19 protein-coding genes are annotated in these 17,272 nt (G+C 62.2%); 10 read left to right on the top strand and 9 right to left on the bottom strand.

Features of this window, described 5'->3' with window-relative positions:
- From HWV07_RS03355 to HWV07_RS03335, 5 genes are all read right to left on the bottom strand, one after another.
- A complete protein-coding gene (locus HWV07_RS03355) occupies positions 1–1,077 on the bottom strand; it encodes a 50S ribosomal protein L10 (RefSeq protein WP_178332942.1) in 1,077 nt (358 codons plus the stop codon).
- Positions 1,074–1,712, bottom strand: a complete 639-nt coding sequence (locus tag HWV07_RS03350; protein ID WP_178332941.1) for a 50S ribosomal protein L1 — start codon at positions 1,710–1,712, stop codon at positions 1,074–1,076. The genes HWV07_RS03355 and HWV07_RS03350 overlap by 4 nt, the downstream gene beginning before the upstream one ends.
- A gap of 126 nt (positions 1,713–1,838) precedes the next feature.
- On the bottom strand, positions 1,839–3,893 hold the full coding sequence (locus HWV07_RS03345; RefSeq protein WP_178332940.1) for a CocE/NonD family hydrolase: 2,055 nt from the start codon (positions 3,891–3,893) through the stop codon (positions 1,839–1,841).
- 175 nt (positions 3,894–4,068) lie between these two features.
- On the bottom strand, positions 4,069–4,527 hold the full coding sequence (locus HWV07_RS03340) for a thiol-disulfide oxidoreductase DCC family protein (RefSeq protein ID WP_178332939.1): 459 nt from the start codon (positions 4,525–4,527) through the stop codon (positions 4,069–4,071).
- 109 nt (positions 4,528–4,636) lie between these two features.
- A complete protein-coding gene (locus tag HWV07_RS03335; RefSeq protein WP_178332938.1) occupies positions 4,637–5,128 on the bottom strand; it encodes a 50S ribosomal protein L11 in 492 nt (163 codons plus the stop codon).
- A 125-nt stretch (positions 5,129–5,253) separates the two neighbouring features.
- Here HWV07_RS03335 and HWV07_RS20065 point away from each other — a divergent pair, with 125 nt between their 5' ends.
- Positions 5,254–5,586 (top strand): helix-turn-helix domain-containing protein, encoded by a 333-nt coding sequence (locus tag HWV07_RS20065; RefSeq protein ID WP_178332937.1) that lies wholly within the window; start codon positions 5,254–5,256, stop codon positions 5,584–5,586.
- A 6-nt stretch (positions 5,587–5,592) separates the two neighbouring features.
- On the top strand, positions 5,593–6,747 hold the full coding sequence (locus HWV07_RS03325) for an RNA-guided endonuclease TnpB family protein (RefSeq protein WP_178332936.1): 1,155 nt from the start codon (positions 5,593–5,595) through the stop codon (positions 6,745–6,747).
- 13 nt (positions 6,748–6,760) lie between these two features.
- Here the strand turns inward: HWV07_RS03325 and HWV07_RS03320 are convergent, their stop codons facing one another.
- Together HWV07_RS03320 and HWV07_RS03315 are read right to left on the bottom strand one after the other, a co-directional pair.
- Positions 6,761–6,961 carry a VNG_1110C family protein gene (locus HWV07_RS03320; RefSeq protein ID WP_178332935.1) on the bottom strand — a complete coding sequence of 67 codons (201 nt, stop codon included), beginning with the start codon at positions 6,959–6,961 and terminating at the stop codon, positions 6,761–6,763.
- Between the two features lie 76 nt (positions 6,962–7,037).
- Complete coding sequence (locus HWV07_RS03315; RefSeq protein ID WP_178332934.1) at positions 7,038–7,202, bottom strand: hypothetical protein; 165 nt, start codon at positions 7,200–7,202, stop codon at positions 7,038–7,040.
- Between the two features lie 854 nt (positions 7,203–8,056).
- Here HWV07_RS03315 and HWV07_RS03310 point away from each other — a divergent pair.
- The 3 genes from HWV07_RS03310 to HWV07_RS03300 all read left to right on the top strand — a co-directional run bounded on the left by HWV07_RS03310 (position 8,057) and on the right by HWV07_RS03300 (position 10,577).
- The gene (locus tag HWV07_RS03310) at positions 8,057–9,172 is read left to right on the top strand and encodes an OBG GTPase family GTP-binding protein (protein WP_178332933.1); all 1,116 of its coding nucleotides are present in this window, start codon (positions 8,057–8,059) and stop codon (positions 9,170–9,172) included.
- A 22-nt stretch (positions 9,173–9,194) separates the two neighbouring features.
- A complete protein-coding gene (locus HWV07_RS03305) occupies positions 9,195–9,650 on the top strand; it encodes a TIGR04206 family protein (RefSeq protein WP_178332932.1) in 456 nt (151 codons plus the stop codon).
- Between the two features lie 171 nt (positions 9,651–9,821).
- Positions 9,822–10,577 (top strand): VOC family protein, encoded by a 756-nt coding sequence (locus tag HWV07_RS03300; RefSeq protein WP_178332931.1) that lies wholly within the window; start codon positions 9,822–9,824, stop codon positions 10,575–10,577.
- Positions 10,578–10,580: 3 nt separating this feature from the next.
- Here HWV07_RS03300 and HWV07_RS03295 read toward each other — a convergent pair whose 3' ends face one another.
- Complete coding sequence (locus tag HWV07_RS03295) at positions 10,581–10,928, bottom strand: type II toxin-antitoxin system VapC family toxin (protein ID WP_178332930.1); 348 nt, start codon at positions 10,926–10,928, stop codon at positions 10,581–10,583.
- A 994-nt stretch (positions 10,929–11,922) separates the two neighbouring features.
- Here HWV07_RS03295 and HWV07_RS03285 point away from each other — a divergent pair.
- The 5 genes from HWV07_RS03285 (at position 11,923) to HWV07_RS03275 (ending at position 16,203) form a co-directional block, all read left to right on the top strand.
- A complete protein-coding gene (locus tag HWV07_RS03285) occupies positions 11,923–14,418 on the top strand; it encodes a DUF7282 domain-containing protein (RefSeq protein ID WP_178335973.1) in 2,496 nt (831 codons plus the stop codon).
- 173 nt (positions 14,419–14,591) lie between these two features.
- The gene (gene artA, locus HWV07_RS03280; protein ID WP_211694206.1) at positions 14,592–15,551 is read left to right on the top strand and encodes an archaeosortase A; all 960 of its coding nucleotides are present in this window, start codon (positions 14,592–14,594) and stop codon (positions 15,549–15,551) included.
- Positions 15,552–15,625: 74 nt separating this feature from the next.
- A complete protein-coding gene (locus HWV07_RS20060; RefSeq protein WP_425487816.1) occupies positions 15,626–15,754 on the top strand; it encodes a hypothetical protein in 129 nt (42 codons plus the stop codon).
- Positions 15,721–15,852: a hypothetical protein gene (locus tag HWV07_RS19890; protein ID WP_281362329.1), complete on the top strand. Its 132-nt coding sequence runs from the start codon at positions 15,721–15,723 to the stop codon at positions 15,850–15,852. Before HWV07_RS20060 ends, HWV07_RS19890 begins: the two co-directional genes overlap by 34 nt.
- A 57-nt stretch (positions 15,853–15,909) precedes the next feature.
- Positions 15,910–16,203, top strand: coding sequence for a hypothetical protein (locus tag HWV07_RS03275; protein WP_178332929.1), 294 nt, complete (start codon positions 15,910–15,912; stop codon positions 16,201–16,203).
- On the opposite strand, the gene HWV07_RS03270 is transcribed toward HWV07_RS03275, so the two are convergent.
- Positions 16,200–17,189 carry a hypothetical protein gene (locus HWV07_RS03270; protein WP_178332928.1) on the bottom strand — a complete coding sequence of 330 codons (990 nt, stop codon included), beginning with the start codon at positions 17,187–17,189 and terminating at the stop codon, positions 16,200–16,202. The genes HWV07_RS03275 and HWV07_RS03270 overlap by 4 nt on opposite strands.
- Between the last annotated feature and the right edge of the window lie 83 nt (positions 17,190–17,272).

Raw genomic sequence — 17,272 nt, 5'->3', positions numbered from 1 at the left:
TCACCCGAACATGTCGCCGAGCGCGTCGCCGCCGTCCTCACCGTCGTCGGTGTCGTCGGCGTCGTCGGCCTCGGCATCGCTTTCGTCAGTCGCTTCCGATTCGTCGTCTGCGTCGTCTGCGTCCGCCTCGGCAGTCGCGTCTGCGGGCTCGCTACTCGAGCCAGCGGGCTCGCCCTCGACGCCGCGGAGCTCCTCGGGGAGGGCCTCCTCGTCGTCGATGACGGCCGCGAGCGCGCGGACCTGCGAGTCGGCCTTCGCCACGAGGTCGTCGGCGAGATCGGGGCTCTCCACGGCTGCGGAGACGCCCACGGACTTGGCCTCGCCGGCGGCCTTCGCGAGCATCGACGGCACCGTCTGGGCCGTCGGGTACTCGGCGTTGATCGAGAGGTTCTGGGCCGCCGCGACCGCGGACTTGACGTCCGCGCGGTAGTCCTCGACGTCGATGTCCAGCTCCTCCGGCGAGAACAGCACGCCGTCGGAGAAGACGCTGCGGAGGTCGAGGCCGACCTCCTTCGGCTCGATGCCGAGCTCGCTGAGGACGTTCGCCAGGTCCGCGGAGACCTCCTCGCCGGCCTCCAGGACCGTCGAGTCCTCGACGACCTGGATGGAGCCGCCCTCGATGCGGGCGTTCGCGCCGACCTGCTGGAGCTCGCCGACGAACGGCCCCGGGTCGACGCCGGTGTCACCCTCGGGGATGACGACGTCGTTGGGGGCGACCTCGCCGGCGTTGATCGGCGCCGGCGTCTTCGAGGCCTCCAGCTGCTGGTAGAGCCCGAAGGGGTTGTCGTTCGTGCCGATGAGGCCGACCTGGCCCTCGATGTGCTCGGTCAGGTCCTCGAGGCCCTCGTCGACCTCCTCCAGGGCCCGCTCCATGAGGGTGTTCCGCGAGACGCGCAGGGCTGCGGTGCCGTGCAGTTCGCGGCGCATGTCCTGCAGCTGGCGGCTCGGGATGCCCGTGACGTCGACGACGCCGACGGACTCGAAGCGCTCCAGGAAGTCGACGATGTCGGCGACCTCCTCTTGCTTCCACTCCGGGATGGTCTCGGTCTTCCGTTCGGATTCGGCTTCGGCGCTCATGCGGGCACCTCCACGGCCGGACCCATCGTCGTCTTCACGTACACCGCGTCGATGTTCTGGGGCCCCTTCTCGAGGTCCGTGAACAGGCGGCGCAGGATGACGTCGATGTTGTCCGAGATGTCGTCGGCCGACATGTCCTCGGCGCCGACGCGCGTGTGGAACGTCTTCCGGTCACGAGACCGGACCTGGACGGTGTTCTTCATGCGGTTGACCGTCTCGACGACGTCGTCGTCGGGCTGCAGGGGCGTCGGCATCTTCCCGCGGGGACCGAGGACGGTCCCGAGGTAGCGGCCGATGTCCTGCATCATGCTGGCCTCCGCGATGAAGAAGTTCGTCTCATCAGCGAGGTCTTTCGCCGCGTTGTCGTCGTCACCGAGGTCCTCGAGGTCGTCGCTGTCCAGCACGTCGTCGGCGACGTCCTGGGCGCGAATTGCGGTCTCGCCCTCGGCGAACACGACGATACGCGTGTCCTGGCCCGTACCCGACGGTAGGACGATACTCTCGTCTACCCGGTTGTTGGGGTCGTCTAGGTCTAGGTCGCGCAGATTGATCGCGAGGTCCACCGTCTCACGGAAGTTCCGCTCGGGGGCCTCCTCGATCGCGCGAGATACTGCTTCCTGTATCGAATCTGCCATCGTTCACCTCCGTAGTCGCAGCCACTGTGGGCTACTACGGTGTGAAACAGGCGGTGCCTGTCTCGTTTCCGACGAGGTGGATGACGCACTTAAGGCCGTCGAACCGGAGTGCACGCCCCAGACCGGTCACGGCGGCCCGCAGTTGTACTCGCAGCGCCCCCACTGCGTGTCGCTCTCGGGGAGCGGGCCGGAGACGTAGGGGACGTTGACGTGGGAGGGGTGGTCGGCGGTCCGCTGGACCTGGTAGGTGCCGACGACGTCGTCGAGGTCCTTCGCCAGGGGCGTCGCCCACGACGACGAGGTCCGGATGGCGAGTCTGAGGCGGTGGTCGGCCGGGAGCCTGGCGAACACCGGGTCCATCGTGATGTCGTAGCGCTCGACGACGCCGGGTTCGACGGGTTCCTCTTCGGCCCGCGTGAACCCGCGATACGGCCGGATCAGCTTCCCCTCGTCGGTCTCGACGCCGTCTGGAGTCTTCGCCTGCGGCGGGAAGTCGGGGCGGTAGCCGGGGTCGCTGTCCTCGGGATCGACGTACCAGGAGCGGTCCTCGTCGAGGCCGCGGAAGGAACCGAGCAGTTGGCCCTTCGAGATGAGCGTCGAACTCCCGTCGGGGGCGACGACGCTGAGGGTGGTGACCCAGGCGGTGTTCGTGTTCTGGGTGCTGGCGAAGAGACTCGCCGCGATGGGGCCCGCGATGTTCCGGTCGTCGCTGAACGGCGGCGTCGTGTACACGAGGGTGCCCGTCTCGAACCCGTGGTTGCTCTCGGTACACCGCGTGCTGGGCGCGAGCCCGAAGGTCCCCTCCTCGTTGGTGCCCTGGTTGCAGGGGTTGTGGAGCCGCCAGGGGAGCGGGTCGCTGGCTGTTTCTCTGCCGCCCGGCGTGGGGTTGAGGAGGCCGTCGTTGACCGAGTGCGGCGCCGTCCCGGTCCGGCCGGCCTGGAGGTAGTACGTCTCGACGAATCGATCGCCGTATTCCGGGAGCGGCCAGGTCTGGGCGTCGACCCACCGGTCGCCGAACACCTGGTAGAGGTGCAGGGGCGTGTCGGTTTCGTCGATACCGTTGCGTTCGCCCTTCAGGAAGCGGTCGAACCACTGCCGCGCCCACCCGAACTCCAGGTCGCCGAAGCTCGAACTGTGGAAGTACGGCCCCTGGACGCACTGGTAGCGGCCGGTCACGGGCTGGTCGGGATCCATCGGGGCGAACTGGTCGCGGTCGGCCCAGAGGTTCTGCAGTTGCGTGTACGGGAGGGTGTTGCCGGGCTGGAAGATGTCGTACCACCCCTGGATGGTGAACGCGGGGATGTCCTGGCCGACAACGTTCGGGAGGTCCGGCTCCCGGGAGCTCTCGAGGTCGCGGTAGGCCTGCTCGCCGCCGAGATGGGAGCCGATGATCGACGCCAGCGGCCCCTCGAAGGCGCCCTGGATGTGGTCCTGGTTGAGGTCGAGCCACTCGACGGTGTCCATCTCGTCGAGCGACAGCGCGCTGGCCGCCAGCGGCGACCCCGCGACGAGGCCCAGCCAGAACGTCGCGAAGACCGTATCGTACATCCCGCCGTTCCAGAGGACGTCGCGGTAGCCGTCGACCCCGGTGACGATGGGGAACAGCGCCTGCAGGGGCTGTTCGGGCCGGTCGACCCGTGCGACGCCCGTCGCGGCCATCCACTGGTTGAGCCCACGGTAGGAGACGCCGTAGAGGCCGACGTCGCCGGTCGTCTTCGCGTGGTCGTGCAGCCAGTAGACGAGTTCGCCGTAGTCCAGGCGCTCGCGGTCGTCGCCGAGCCTGAACTTCCCCTCGCTGCTGCCGGTGCCGCGGACCTCGAACTCGGCGCGGATGTACCCCGCCTCGACGAGCTGGTCGGTCCCGCGGGGCTTCGGCGGGCCGCTCACGGTATCGCTGCCGTTCCGATACGGTTCGAACGTCGCGACCGCCGGGAACTGGCCGTCTGCCTTGTCGCCGCTGCCGTCGTCGGGGAAGAAGAGTCGTCCCCTGATGGTCACGCCGTCGCTCATCTCGACGGACACTTCCTCGACGACCGGATCCGCGGCGACGGAATCGGCCGCCGCGAACGCCACCGACGTCGCCGCCGCTGCGCTGGCACCCTTCAGCAACGACCGCCGGCTCACACCGTTCGCGTCGTCGGGAGCACCTCGACCGTCACGACCACGTGGGTTGTTAGCCATCAACAATATTTTTCGAGACGATAGCGTATAGTTTCTGTGCCGCGTGCCCCGACATTGACGTCCAAAAATGGGTGCGGAGATGGGATTCCACGGTGCCGACCATCCGCCTTAGAAGAGTCTCGCTATCTCGTCCTAGGTGTCCGCCGAGGTGCCTGGAAACGGTGGTGCGTCTCAGCTAATCGAGAAATCGGTCCTGGACCTCCGGCGACGGCATCATGCAGGAGTCCTTCTTGCCGAAGATCCGATACCGGTTGTTCGCGACGACGTCGTAGGCGCTATCGCGGACGAGTTCCGGGACGGCCACGAGCGGGTACAGCGCCGAGTACGGCAGCCCGAGCCGCTTCGCCACGTGGAGGGCGGCCGTTGACTGAGTGTAGTAGTCGTCGCCGTCCACGAGGACGATGGAATCGATGTACTCTTCCGGCAACCCCAGTTCTGCCAGGAGGGTCTGGCCGGCGTCGGACTGCAGGGACGCGAACCGGAACTGCCCCTCCGGGTCACGCTCGATGATCCACTGGACCGACCCGGTACAGAGGTTGCAGACCCCGTCGAACAGCAGGACTGGCCGATCGGTCGGGACGTCGACCTCGGTTTCAGTCTCTGTTTCACCGGGGGCGTCGGACTGGCTGCTCACGCCTACAACTACTGGTCCTGAACGGATAGGTCCGACGGCTCCAGCACCCCGGCTGCACAGCTATCGGACGTAGTCGAGTGGCAAGCCGCAGAGAAATCGGTTCGGTGAGTTACGCCGCCGGCTCGGACTGCGCGAAGGTGTCGTCGAACTCGCCGTTGTCGAGCCGCTGGTTGAACGTGCGGGCGTCCTCGCCCTCGATGGTGACGCCGAGGGAGACGCAGGTGCCCGCGACCTCCTTGGCGGCGTTGCGGACGTCGTAGGCCAGCAGGTCCGGGAGCTTCTGTTCGGCGACGGTCTTCAGCTGCTCGGCGGACATGTCGGCGACGAAGTCCTCGTTGGGGACGCCGGAGCCGGTGTCGAAGCCGAGCTCGTCCTTGATGAGCGCGGCCGTCGGCGGGACACCGACGTCGATGCTGAACGAGCCGTCGTCGTCGTAGTCGACGGTGACCGGGACCTCCGTCCCGTCGAACGCCGCCGTCTGCTCGTTGATCTCGTTGACGACCGCCTGCACGTCCACCGGGGTCGGGCCGAGCTCCGGGCCGAGCGGCGGGCCGGGGTTGGCCTGGCCACCGGGGACGAGTACTTCGATAGTTCCAGCCATGTTGGATGGAATACGTTCGGCGGCTTTAAGCGTTTATAACGAGGCTGGCCCATGGTTGTCACCGACACGGGAATGCCATTATTCCAGTCTATGCTTTAAATACGATTACGAGACAGAATTTCAGTGTGGAGCAGACATACAAGTACCGAGTGTATCCTTCTGAAGCGGTAGCTAACGAAGCTCGGAGGCACATCGATATCTGTAGGCAGGTATATAATCACTCACTCGGTCAACATCGCGCTGCTCCCAATGATGAGAAGCCCTCGTACACTACCCTACAGAACCGTTTACCGACGTGGAAGAAACGATGGCCGGAATGCAGTGATGTGTACTCGAAAAGCCTCCAAATGGCTGTTCGGCGTCTGTTCAACAGCAGAAAGGCCCTCAGAGGGCTCCAGTCGAATGGCTATGGCGTTGGTGAGCTAAAATGGAAATCCCCGAGTGAATATAGCAGGTGAGTAGTCGTGCAACACAACGTCCTAACCACGGTGCGGGTTAAACTCCACTCGCTGACCAACAGGAAAGCCGACCTCCTTGACCGTGAGTATCAGGCATTCCAGAGCGAGGTTCACGGCGGAGACGCCGACCTCTACTCTGCGACTGCCCAACAAGCGTCGAAAGTCCAGCGGCAGAAAGACCCGAACCCTGACACCGAACAACCCGTCGTTCTTCGCAACGATGTGTTCGACGTGGCCTACGACGAGGATACCGTTCTTTCGTCGTGGTGGGTGAAAGTCCCGGTCTACGACCCCGAGCGCGGGCAGGGGAACTCCATCTGGTGTCCTGCCCACGTCCCACACAAAGACGAACAACTCGTTCGCGAGGGCGACATTCGGGACAGCGAACTGGTGCGCCGTAATGGTGACTGGTACGTCCATCTCGTCGTCAAGCGGTCTGTGACCGTTCAAGACGAGTACGACGACGTGCTGGCCATCGATATGGGTGCACGCTGGATCGCCACTTGCTCGTTCCTCTCCGACCGGAAAACCACCTTCTATGGCGAGGAAGTCCGTTGTATCCGCGAACACTACAAGCAACTTCGCAAGTCCATCGGGAAGGCAAAACCCCGACAGGGAACGCAGGTTGTCGAACGAATCGGTGACGCCGAAGCTCGAAAAATAGGCGACCGCCTCCACAAGATTGCACGACAAATCGTGGAGGATGCCGAGGAACGGAACGCGGTGATCGTCGTGGGTGATCTTGGTGGTATCCGTAAGGACAACGACAAGGGGCGGTACGTCAACGACAAGACCCACAAGATGCCGTTCGCCCGACTGCTCAACTACATTGAGTACAAAGCCCACGGCGCAGGCATCAACGTACAGTTGGTTGAAGAATACGACACGTCAAATACGTGCAATCGCTGTGCTTGCGATGGTGTCCGAGAGACGCAGGGACGCTTTGAGTGTCCCGTGTGTGGATTGGACGATAGCGCGGACAAGAACGGTGCGCTGAACATCGGCAAACGAGCCTTGGGCAAGTTCTCGAAACCACTGTCCAAGGTGGGGGCTGTACTGGCACAGCCCGAAACGCAGGTCATCGTCCAACGTGACGACGAACCTGCGAACCTCTCCGTTTCCGTGGGTTCCACCCCCAGTGGGGGAACCCCACGGCTTTAGCTGTGGGAGGATGTCAGGGCAGCGAGACGCCGTGGCGCGCGAGGAAGTCGCTGACCTCCTTGATCACGAGGGGGCTGCCGATGATGCGGGCCTTGCATCCCTCGTCGTGGACCGTCACCGTGAACTCCGACTCCAGTTCGCCGTGGATGGGGTCCAGCGTCTCCCACGGGAGCACAATCTGGGTGCTGTCACGGAAGCTGGAGGGGGTCGCCATCACCGTAGAGTTTCTTGTAAGGGGGTATTAAACTGTTGAAACCCTGTGTGCATATCAAACAACCGCAAGTAACCGGTCATGCATTTATGAGTAGCAGGCCGAAGAGCGCCGCCGCGATGATGAGGCCGCCGACCTGCCGGAAGCCGTAGTCAAAGATTGTCGAGAAGACGACGTGGAAGACGCCGACGAAAGCGAGGCCTACGCAGGCGATGTTGTAGGCGAGGCGCTTCTTCGAGTCCATAGATGACGTTGGTAGCGGCAGGTGATAACGGTCGGTGATTCGGTGTCTGTACTGCCTTGGCGCATTCCCGGCTCGATCTTCTCGGTCCTCCAGCCTCCCCGGAACTACAGAGAGTGGCTCATCCGCAAGAATACGCCCGGTAGATCGCTGTAGTTGGTGTCGAACGAGGCTATCAGGAAACCTGGATCGTGTAAGATGAGTATCGCCGCGAGAGCAGCGAGCGGTGACGGTAACCGGCGATATCCGCTATACAGAGGGCTGGGTTCAGTACCTCCTGTTCAGGGGCAAAAGACGGCAGTTTGCGGTGACAGCCGCGAGATGGGGTGGAAATGTACTACACCGACTCGCCCGCCTGCGGTTTTCAGCACCGGATACCACGGTTCGACGCTCGACGTCCGGATGGACGAATCCGGACGGAGACGACCTCTCGGCGACGGAAATAGCCGAACCGGGCGAATCAGCGGTTCGGTCAAACCTATTTAGAATCATAGATATCCGGTCTTCAGAGCCCGAGTATGAGGAACTACAGGGACGTGCCGTCCGGGGATTTCTGGTTTGGAGAGATATCACTCAGTATTCGTATGTGTATCATTCGCCGTCGGACGCATGGCCGTCAGTAGTGCTCTCCCGGGAGATTCGCACGCACCTGGATTCGGGTCGCAGGACTCGAGTATCTGGTGTCCGTTGCCGTGAGGTTCAGACCGCAGGTACAGTACTTCTTGCGGGCGAACAGTCGCTGTAGTTCATCGACGGGTATCTGGCCCAGCCTGTAGGGACTCTGGAGGGGTACCCGGGTGGCCGCCGAACGAGGACAACCGAACGGCTTTTTCGGCATCGGCGAATGGGTTCTCGTAATGGGGCTCAAAGAGGACATCGAGGCGATCGAAGAGGAGATCGCCGAGACGCCCTACAACAAGTCGACCGAACAGCACATCGGTCGGTTGAAGGCCAAGCTCTCGGAGAAGAAGGAGGAACTGGAGCGCCGGCAGTCCTCTGGCGGTGGGAGCGGTGGCTACGCCGTCGAGAAGCACGGCGACGCGACGGTCGCGCTCGTCGGGTTCCCCTCGGTCGGCAAGTCGACGCTCCTCAACGCCCTGACGAACGCCGAGAGCGAGACGGGCTCCTACGAGTTCACGACCCTCGACGTCAACCCCGGAATGCTGGAGTATCGCGGCGCGAACATCCAGCTGCTGGACGTCCCCGGGCTCATCGAGGGCGCCGCCGAGAACCGCGGCGGCGGGCAGGCTGTCCTCTCTGTCGTCCGAACTGCGGACCTCGTGTTGTTCGTGTTGTCGGCCTTCGAGATCGACCAGTACCAGCGGCTCTACGACGAACTCTACAAGAACAAGGTCCGGCTGGACGAGGAGCCCGTCCAGGTGAACATCCGCAAGAAGCACAAGGGCGGCATCAACCTCACGACTTCCGACCGGGTGAGCCTTGACGACGAGACGATCATGGGCGTCCTCCGGGAGTACGACTTCGTCAACGCCGACGTCACCATCCGCGAGGACCTCACTATCGACCAGCTGGTCGACTCCCTGCAGGACAACCGTGAGTACCTCCCCTCCGCGGTCTGTGTCAACAAGGTCGACCTCATCGAACCCGACTACATGGAGACGGTCAAGGAGAACCTCCGTGACCACGATATCGACCCAGAGGAGACCGTCTTCATCAGCGCCGAGGAGGAGAAGGGTCTCGAGTCGCTGAAGGAGACTATCTGGGAGCGACTGGGCCTGATCCGCATCTACATGGACAAGCCGGGCCGCGGCGTCGACCGCGAGGAGCCGCTCGTCCTCACCGAGGAGGACAACACCGTCGAGGACGCCCTCCAGAAGCTCGGCGGGAGCTTCGACGACCGGTTCCGGTTCGCTCGCGTGACCGGCCCCTCCGCGAAACACGACGAACAGCAGGTCGGCCGCGACCACGAACTGCAGGACGAGGACGTCCTCCGCATCGTCGCCCGGAAGTGACGATGCGGGCAAGGGGAGGCTCGTGACCTCGCCACGCCGTCGCCTGCTGGCCGTCCTCCTCGTGGGACTCTTGCCGTGGACCGTCGTCGTGCTGCAGGACGGCGCCAGTCTCGTCTTCTCGTTCGGCCTCGTGAATACGGGTCCGTTCAACGTCGTCCACCTCTACGACTACCTGTTCGTCTACACTGCAGGGCTTCCGCGCCGTCTTGAGGCCTGGCCGCTTGGGGTAGTACTCCACGCGGGCGCGCTCGCGTGCGCGGTGGGAAGTATATGGGGCTACGAGGACCCGCGGCTCACAGCCGGGTTGCTCTTCCTCGCTGGCATCGCGCACGCGCAGGTGGCCTACGGGCTGTATCAGGTCTACGGGAGCGCGGGCCCACTCGTGATTCCACTGGGTGCGCTAGCGACGTGGGTCGTCGTCTGGTGGTACTACTGGCCCCTCGTGAAGGAGCAGGGGCTGGTCGCTCGGGCAGGGTGAGCGGTCCACAGATTGAATTGACGTCATGCCTCCGACGTGGTCCCATCCTCGAAATCGGTCTTCTCGATAGATCCGGTGCGGAGAGAACGGCTCAAGAGAGTAACTGGGAGGCGGCGTCACCGACTGCCGGTGGTAGCAGGGTTTTCGTATGCGCCGCCCGTCGGTGCGGGTATGCAAGCGACGCTCGACCACACGATGATGCGCGTCCACGACCTCGCCGAGTCGATGGAGTGGTACACGGAGTACCTCGACTACGAGGAGAAGGGCCGCTGGGAGGCCGACACGTTCACGAACGTCTTCCTCGGCCCCGAGGACGTCCACGAGGAGGGCGCACTGCTCGAACTCACGTACAACCACGACGACCGCGAGTACACGATGGGCGACGCGTGGGGCCACATCGCCGTCCGCGTCGAGGATGTCTACGACGCCTACGAGGAACTGATGGACGCGGGCGTCGAGGACTACCGCGACCCCGACTCCTGTGGTGGATCGTACGCGTTCGTGAAGGACCCGGACGGCCACGAGGTCGAGATCGTCGAGAGGGACCACGGCGCGAAGTGGTCGCTCGACCACACGATGATCCGCGTCGAGGACGCCGACGAAGCGTTGGGCTTCTGGACCCGGAAGTTCGAGTACGAGCACACCGGCCGCTGGGAGTCGGATTCGTTCGCGAACTACTTCATGAAGCCCGAGGGGGCAGCTGAGGAGGCGATGTCGATGGAGTTGACCTACAACTACGACGGCCGCACCTACGAACTGGGGGATGCGTGGGGGCACGTCGCGGTGCGATGTACCGACCTGCAGGAGACCTGGGAGCAATTGCTGGAGCGCGGGGCGGAGGACTACCGCGACCCAGAGTCCTGTGACAACCGCTACGCGTTCACGAAGGACCAGGACAGCCACGAGATCGAGATTGTGACGCGATAGGGTTCAGGCGAGGGCTTCCGGGTGGAGTCGGTCGACGATCCCGTCGAAGTCGTCGTCGAAGCTGAGCACGGCATCGATATCGTGGGCCTGGACGAGGGCGATCGTCGTCGCGTCGGTGAAGCTGAGGTCGTGATCGGAGTATCGTTCGAAGACGTCGTGACTTCGATCGAGATACCGTTCATCGACGAAGAGTAGCTTGATTGGCGCGACACTCTCGACACCGATGATTCGGTTGCTGACTGTTTCCGCATCCTCAAAGGTTCCCATTCGATTTCGCACCAGTGTGACGGCCTCGTCGTGAACGTAATCACTTGTGTATAGCCTGCCGGACTCGCTGCCGCGTGTCTCCATAAGCGCTCGCGTGACGATGTCGTGCCGGCTGGCGTCTTCGTTCTGTTGGGCATAGAAACAGCCCGGTGGCGATGATCAGACTTGTTCAGACTGCTCTTCGTCGTCCAATACATCGTCGATATCCTCCTCCGCGACAGGATTGCCACTTGAGGAGGTGTCAGACAGGAATACCCCGATTTCTGCTTCGGAGAGCGCCACCCTATCGTCATGGAACGAATCGATCAGGTCGGCCCTCGTTTCGTGGGCAACGTCGATTATCCGGCCGAGGAGCTCCTATTGAGTCACTTTCTTGCTGGTCTCCAGTTCGATCTCGGCCTGGAGCCCCTCCAGCCGAGCTTTCTGTTCTTTAGCCACCTTCACAGAGGTCGACATAGCATCTAGTAGGGCTTTCTATGGGGTCTATCTCATCACACCACAGGATCTCAGGCGGCATATTGACGAATGAAAGTGGCCCGATGAGGAATCGACGCCGTCACGATGCGTCCGTCGAAAGTCGATGGGGCGTTGTAAGCTCTTATTTTCACCGTTCATTTCGAGTAGTCTGGTTTGTGATTAGACTTTCGTGACGAGGATGCAAATGAGTAACATTTACTAGAACGATGATAGGAAAGGAAATCTGTGTGCCAGCAGAGCGGTTTTTTCACCTCGAAAGCCGATCCGGTTGAACGGTATCTCATATATAGCAACAGCCGGATAACGCGGTATAGGGAGCCATTACGTACGGATGCTAGACGCTACGCACCTCAGCTAGTTTATATACGCAAGACCAGCGTCAGACGCGTGTGATACAATCACACATATGGCCTCTACCGCCTGTATTTCACCGAGGGAAACCGTCTCACGAAAGTCGACATCCCCACAAAGCATTTATAGGGAGCGATTGTTGTCTTGGGTGTACCCCTACCCATGGTGGCAGTACGGAGAATCTGTGTGGGCCGGACGACGCGCCCCACAGATCTCGACGCTCTGTCGCCGTTGCGGATGCAGAACAAACATGACACGAAACAATAACAAGCTGCGTGCGGCCTTCTTTGCCGCGCTGATGGTTCTCTGGGTCTTCTCAGGTGCCGTCGCGTTCGGTGGAAGTGCTGTTGCGCAAGGCAACTTGGACGACGCGAGTGACCAGGCCGATGATACCTGGGAAACTCAGTCCGGGAAGTGGCAGGGTCAGTCCCTGTACTTCGAACCGGCAGATGACCCGACAACGACTACTTACACCATCCGAGAATACGACTCTCAATCCTCGGAGCCCGTTGGACAGGCCGTCCGAAGGGTGGCCTTCAGTCAAACGGACGACACGAATGAGTACTATGCTCACATCGATACGAGTGATTTCGAGGGTGAGTATGTGATCACCAAGGATGGACGAAGTAACGAAGATGTTGTCGAAACTGGGGCCGACGGTGCTGAATCCGGCCTTAACACGGACGATACCAACGAGGCTATTGAGTTCCTCGTTCAGGATCTTGATGCATCCTGGTCGCCGGATGCTGTCTCCCAGGAGGGGACTTCCGAGCTTGAACTCAGCACTGGCCGTTCCGCTGAGCACAATCTCGAGATCTCCTCTGACAACCTGAGCGTCGGTCAGCTCCAGAATCTCTTCAACAACGCGGACTACGAGGAAACGGACGATGGCATCATCGTCCCGACCACCTCTGATGACCTGACGGCTAACGTCGGTCAGGCTGACATTGAACCTGGTGACTACGTCTTCAACGTTGATGTCACAGACACCTCCGCGAGCGACACCGCTACCCTCACCGTAGATGAGGATATCGACGCGGACGCTGACTTCACCCAGCCTGTCTTCGAAGAGGCTCGAGGTGACAACGCTACGATTTCCCTGGAATCCCAGGAACTCGAAACGTTCAATGTGACGGTTGGTAACTCGGACGACGTCTCGTACGAGGCCAATCTCGTCGTCTCTCCGAACGAGGACGGCGAGGTCGTCATTAACATGAACACCTACGAGGCCGGCGGCTGGAATGATGCCGCTCTGGAAGAGGTCTTCACTGCTGAAGAAGGTACGATTGAGACCGATCACCGAGCTACGGAACGTGTGGACGGTACGGAGAACCCCCTCGAGATGGGTCTCTACGATATCGTCGCCAGCAACCCTGCTGACAACGAAGAATACGACGTTGCTGCGCTGGACATTCAGGAGCGTTCGACCGACGGTCTGACGGTCCACACTGCACCTGATTACAGCGAACTTAGCTCGGCAGCTGAGATCCGAGAGGGTCAGGAAGACGGTAGTGTCACTGAATCCAGTGACATCGCGATGCAGGATGCGCTCCTCGTGGAGGTCGAAGCATCCGGTATCTACGGTCTGTTCGGTGCGCAGATGGATAATCCCGAGCAGTTCCTTGCTACCGAGAACGGACTCGACCTGACCATCGAGCAGACTAACCCTGGTACGAACCAGGCTCCCACTACTGTCAATCTCGAGGACTCGACGACGCGCGTCATTCAGGACGCGGACAACGACACGTTCTACGTGGCCATCGATACGGCTGGCCTGCAGCCGGACGGTGACATCAGTGAAGGTGACGAGTTCAACGCCTCCTTCGATGTCACGAGTGAATACGAGTACATCGAGAGCTCGGATGACGTTGAGTCGGTCAACGATGACTTCGGTCTCGTCGAGCGAAGCGCTGAGTTCGACACCGAGGGCGACGAGGTAGTCGTCTCGGCGTCCGAGAACGCAGAGATCTCCGGTGAGACGTCCGTCGCACCCGGTACGGAATTCAACATCCGTGCCCGAGCGACTGGTGAGAACCCGTTCCTCAAGACCGCTACCGCAACGGTCGGTGAAGACGGCACCTTCTCCGGTGAGTTCGACTTCTCGGACGTTGAGTCTGAGCAGGAGTTCCAGGTGACGATCCCCAACGAGAACTTCGACTCTGAGACGCCCGGTCGCGTCGGTGAAGCGGCACAGGCCTCCGTCTCCCTCAGCGACGTTGAAGCAGAGGGCGACGAGGTCAGCTCGGTCACTGTTGACAGCGTCGACGTCCCGCAGGGCGGCTTCGTGGCTATCCACGACTCCTCGCTCGAGGACGGCGCCGCCTTCGACAGCTACCTGGGCTCCAGCGAGTACCTCAGTGAGGGTGAGAACTCTGACGTCGAGGTTCAGCTGGACGAGCCGATCACGGAAGAGACGGACCTCTTCGCTGTGGTCTACCAGGACACCAACGACAACCAGGAGTTCGACTTCGTCGACTCCGAGGGTGACGACGACTCCGAGTACACGGACGAGGACGGGGAAGCTATCTCCGACTCCGCCTCCGTGACGTTCTCGGACGACACCAACAACGGCACGGAGACTCCGACCGGTACGGAGGAGGCTCCGGGCGGTGACGACACCGAGACCGCTACCGACGACAGTGGTAGCGACGACGGCGGAGAGGACCAGGCTGGCTTCGGCGCGGTCATCGCGCTGATCGCCCTCCTCGGTGCGGCGCTCCTCGCTGCCCGACGCAACGACTTCTAACTAACCGGAACCGGGCCGGTCTTCGCGGTTTGCGGTTCCATTCTTTCGCGTGCTATACCGAGAGCGACGCGACCGTCGACAGGTGTGCAGTCACACTGTTCGCCCGGCTGTCGTGGCGTCAATCCACTGACTGGACAACAAGACATATACTCGTCCTGCTGTAGAATTCGGTAATGAACGTCCCCGAATGGCTGACCGAGCCGGTGGTCATCCCGATCACCGATGTCCTCGCCTGGGTCGTCATCGGGGCCTTCCTCGCGGGCGCGCTAGCGGAGTGGACCGACCGCCGCGAGATTGCTCGCCGAACGACCGTCGGCGCGTGGTGGCTGTTCGCGCTGTTCTGGTTGCTGTTGATCCAGCACTTCGCGTTCGTCCATCGCAGCATCGTCGAGACGCTGCTGCTGTTCGTCGCCGTGCCTGGCTGTCTGTACGTTGGCTGGCTCCTCCTGCAGGGTCGTGACTCGCTGCTGGTGCTCTCACGCGGAATCGCGTATATGGGTCTCATCTACATGCCGTTCCTGATGTCGGCGTGGGCCCGCGGCCTGCTCATCGAGGTCGTCGCCCAGCAGTCGTACTTCTTCATCGACGCGCTCGGTTTCGACCGCATCACCCTCACAGAGGGGCAGGGCGAGCTGGGCGGCACGCTGACGAACACCTTCGACAATGACGTCGCGGGCGTCAACGACACCCGCGTCGTCTTCGCCTGTACGGGCATCGAGAGCATGGCGATGTTCGGGGGGCTCATCGCTGCGGTGCAAGCGCCGCTACGGCGCAAGGCTGTCGGCGTCGCTGTCTCCGTCGGCGTCATCTGGGTGCTCAACATCTTCCGGAACGTCTTCATCGCAGTGGCGAACGCCTACCAGTGGTTCACCGTCTCCTGGATCGAAGGCCCCGTGATAGCCGCCTTCGGGTTGTCTGATCCCGCGCGGGTGTCGTTCTTCTTCGCGGACCGAGTCCTCTCACAGAGCCTCGCCGTCGTCGCACTCGTCGGCGTCGCCTGGTTGATCTCGCGGTGGGTCCCAGAGATTCTCGACATCGCCGAGGAACTCCTCTACCTGCTCACCGGGAGTGAGGTCGAGCTCCGATCGAGAGCTCCGAGCGTCGAAGACCCCGACGCGACACACAGTGATTGAGTGATTACCAATCAGTAACTCAGGAAAGCCTGCACCGAGATGTCTACCGTGATGGAGAGAAACTCCAGTCGGAAGTGGTTTCCCCGCCGATGCCCGTAAACGATGGCTTCGATGCCGTCGAAGAAGATTTACACGAGAACGTCGAACGATTTTTCAAGAGGTACGAGACATGGCACGAAGTGAAAGACAGGAGCGTCCTGTGAGTGAGGGGGAGTTCGAATCGATGCCCGACCGCATCAGTGAACACTTCGACCGGATCCGTGATCTGCTGGAGCAGGAGGCAGACAACTCCGACGCCTGAAACCCGACCCTCAATTTAGCTAATACGGATAGCAATCCTTCACGTAATCTGAATACGATGAGGACAGTAACGACTCGTCTCTCGGAGGCCGACGCAGAGACGCTTGCAGAACTCGAGGCAGAATGGGATGTGGATCGCACGGTGGTCCTTCGACGTCTTATCCGAGATGGATTGGCTAACTGGCAGACCGAGCGGGCATTAGAGCAGCTTGCTGATTATAGCGTCTCGATTCGGAAAGCAGCCGAGACAGCCGACGTCTCGTACGTAGAGATGGTTACGCTCGCCGCCGAGGAAGGGATCGATGTTGGCTACAGCACCCAGGACCTGGAACGAGACCTCGATCGGATCTAGATGTACGTCGGCTTGTTCCAGAACATGTCGGTCGTCCGGTGGCCGTCGGTGTAGGCGTTCGGGTCGTCGCCGATTAGCCGCGTCACCCCGAAGCTGTGGGCCGTCGTCGTCGGCGTGTAATCGAGGAACGTGAGCAGGAGCGTGAGCTGTCCATCGTTCTCCCGCGTGACCGTCGCGAGCCCCGTGTAGGCGTGTTTGTGCCGCGAGTCGCGGACGTACGCACCGACGACCGGGATGGTCTGCTCGGCGGCTGGGACCGCGTGGAACGCCTCGAGGGAGCGGTAGACGAAGTCGTAGCAGAAGAAGCCCGCGTTCTCCCCCTCGAGAAGCGTCTCGAAGTCCGTCGGCTGGTCGAATGGCTCACGGAGCTCGACGGTCTTCCTGAGGACGTTGTCCTCGATGGCGCCCGCGACATACCGCGGGGCGTCGTAGAAGGTGTGCTCGCGGAAGGCGTCGACGAACCCGTAAGCCATCTCGCGTGGATCCGCTGGGTCGACGTCAGCGAACGCTTCGACGACCTTGGGAGAGACATCCCTGATTCGCGGGCCGCGGAGCGCCTCGACGGTCTCAGGGCGCGTTTCCGAGGCGGCTGCACGGTCGAAGAAGGTCTCGGCCTTCACGGGTTCGACGACGTGGTCCTCCGCCCAGAGCGTCGGGATGTCGGCGACCAGTCCGGCGAGAGTCCCCGACTCGATCCCCTGGTCCTGCTCCACCTGTTCGATCTCATCGGCATCTGCAGCCCACGACAGCGAGTCGTCGCTGACATCGAGTCGATCATCGTGGATGCCGACGGTCGTTCCGTCGAGTTGGAGCGTCCGGCCCTCGACCGGGCCGAGTCGCTCGTTGGCTTTCGCGGCCAGGTCCTGTTCGGTGAGGTTGGTCCCGGAGACTGTCCCGTAGCCGAGCATGACGTTGTCCACGGCGACGCCGCCGACGAGGGCTGCGGCCCCGCCGCCGGCGAGTCCGAGGAAGCGTCGCCGTCGCATATCCCGGCGTTGTCGGTCGGTCGGCAAAGCCTTTCTCCCTCGCTCACCGCCCCGAGTTCCCAGCTGTGGGGGCCGACAAGAAC

The sequence above is a fragment of the Natronomonas salina genome (assembly GCF_013391105.1).
Lineage (GTDB): Archaea > Halobacteriota > Halobacteria > Halobacteriales > Haloarculaceae > Natronomonas > Natronomonas salina.
This window is presented reverse-complemented; position numbering and strand designations above follow the sequence as displayed.